This window comes from Amycolatopsis sp. NPDC023774 (genome assembly GCF_040639695.1).
In the GTDB taxonomy this organism is placed as follows: domain Bacteria; phylum Actinomycetota; class Actinomycetes; order Mycobacteriales; family Pseudonocardiaceae; genus Amycolatopsis.
In genome coordinates this window covers 1-2213 of record NZ_JBFAAJ010000097.1, presented here as the reverse complement: position 1 = coordinate 2213, position 2213 = coordinate 1, and the positions used below count along the sequence as shown (strand labels likewise).

Below are 2213 nucleotides of genomic sequence, written 5' to 3'. Positions count from 1 at the left end.
TGTCAACGCTTCGGGAACCTTGACCCCGGGTGGTCTCGGGAAAATTGACCCCGTGCGCGGTGTTGTCGTCTAGTTCTGGTCGGTGTTCTGCTGCTGGTCGCGGAGCAGGTTGCGGCGTTGGCGGGTGCGGTAGGAGTCGCCGGTGAGGGTGAGGACCTCGGCGTGGTGGACCAGACGGTCGATCATGGCCGCGGCGACAACGTCGTCGGAGAAGGTCTCGCCCCAGCGCCCGAACGGCAGGTTCGAGGTCACCATCACCGATCCCTGTTCGTAGCGGGAGGCGATGAGCTGGAAGAACAGGTTCGCCGCGTCCTGGTCGAACGGGATGTAGCCGACTTCGTCGATGATGATCAGCTTGTAGCGGCGGATCTTCTTGAGTTCGGCCTCGAGCCGGTTGCTGTGGTGGGCGGCGGTGAGCCGGGCGATCCAGTTGCTGGCGGTGTCGAACAGCACCGAGTAGCCGGCCTGGGTGGCTTTGACGCCGAGCCCGATCGCGAGGTGGGTTTTGCCGAGGCCGGGCGGGCCGAGCAGGATCACGTTCTCGGCCTTGGCGACGAACGTCCCGGTCGACAGGTGCGCCAGGATGTCGCGGCGCAGCGAGGGCAGGTGGTCGAGGTTGAAGTCCTCCAAGGTTTTGACGGCCGGGAAGTGGGCGGTGCGGATCCGCATCACGGTGCCTTTGGACTCGCGGTCGGCGACCTGGCGCTGCAGCAGCGCGGCGAGGTATTCCTCGTGCGACCAGTTCTCGTCCCGGGCCTGGCCGGCCAGTTGTTCCCAGAACGCCCCGATCGTCGGGGTCTTCAGCGCCCGGGTGAGGTAGGCGATCTGGGACGGCAGCCCGTCCTTCGTCGCGGTCGCCGCCTTGGGCTTGGCGGTTGTGTTCACGTGTTGCTCGCTTTCGTTGGCGGGGCAGTGAAATCGACGCCGAACAGCGCGTCGTAGTCCGGCAGGGCCCGCATCGCGACGACGTGTCCGTCGGCGTGACGACGGGTCTCGCCGGAGGCCTCGCGGCGCAGGCGCTCGGCCGCGAAGTTCTTCCGCAGCACGGCCGCGGCGGCTTGGTGGGCCGGATCGGTGACCACGACCTGCTTGGCCCAGCAGCGGTCATGCCGGGCGACGACCTGCCCGTCGCAGAACACCGTCACCTCGCCCGGCGAGGCGGTAACGTCAACGAACCGGCCGATCATCCGCGGGTCGACCGAGTAGTCGACGGTGTCGACCCGCACGTAGTAGTCCCGACCGAGCCGGACCCGCTGGTGCAGCCCGATCGGCGGGGCGACCGGCGGCAGCGGCAGCATCGCCTGGTAGTCGGTCTCCAGCAGCTCCACCGGGCGACCCTGGATCGACCGGACGCTCCGGTTGTTCGCCTGGGCCAGCCACTCGTCGAGCTGGGCGTTGAAGTCGGCCGGGCTGGTGAAAACCCGGCCAGGCAGGAACGAGGTCTCCAGGAACTGATTGTTCCGCTCGACCATGCCCTTGAACTCCGGGTCCCGCGGCGGCGCGAGCACGATCTTCGAGGCCAGGGTGCCGGCGAATGCCGCAGCCGGGGCGCTGACCCGCCCGGTCCCGCCGATCGCAGACTCCCGGTCCCAGACCAGCCGCTTGGTGACCCGGCCGATCCCGTTGACCAGCTGCCACATCCCCGACAGGATGTCGCCGGCCTGCCGCGACGGGATCATCGTCGCGGCCAGGAACCGCGAGAAGCACAGCGTCATCACCAGCACCGGCAGCACCCTTTCCTGGCCCGCGGCAACCGGGATCCGTGGCTCGGGGAACCACAGGTCGCACTGGGCGATCTGGCCGGGCTCGTAGACCACCCGGTCGACCGGGTCGATCCCGGCATACTCCGGGCGCAACACGGCCAGCTTCTTCTTCAACGGCGACATCGAGTGCGGCCACCCGATCTTCTGCGCGATCACCGGTCCCGGCATCCGCGGCCACTGGGCCAGCAGCGCCCGGATCTGCGGCTCGAACGCATCCGCCACCGACCCCCGCGAAGCCCGCTCATACTTCGGCGGCCCCTCGGACCTCAACGCCGCCCGGACCGTGTTCCGCGAGATCCCCAGCCGCCGGACGATCTCCTTGATCGGCACACCCTCAGCCCGATGCAACCGGCGGATCTCCGCCCAGTCCTCCACGTTCAGCACCCTCCTACCTCAGAGGGGTCAACTTTCGGAAGACTCCTGGGGGTCAGTTTTCACGAAGCAACGACA

General features: G+C 68.3%; 2 protein-coding genes. Both read right to left on the bottom strand.

Annotated features, from left to right (window positions below):
- Positions 1-69: 69 nt before the first annotated feature.
- Positions 70-885 (bottom strand): IS21-like element helper ATPase IstB, encoded by an 816-nt coding sequence (istB, locus tag AB0F91_RS47055; protein WP_360609019.1) that lies wholly within the window; start codon positions 883-885, stop codon positions 70-72.
- Positions 882-2147, bottom strand: a complete 1266-nt coding sequence (istA, locus tag AB0F91_RS47050; protein WP_360609017.1) for an IS21 family transposase — start codon at positions 2145-2147, stop codon at positions 882-884. Before istA ends, istB begins: the two co-directional genes overlap by 4 nt.
- Positions 2148-2213: the final 66 nt, after the last annotated feature.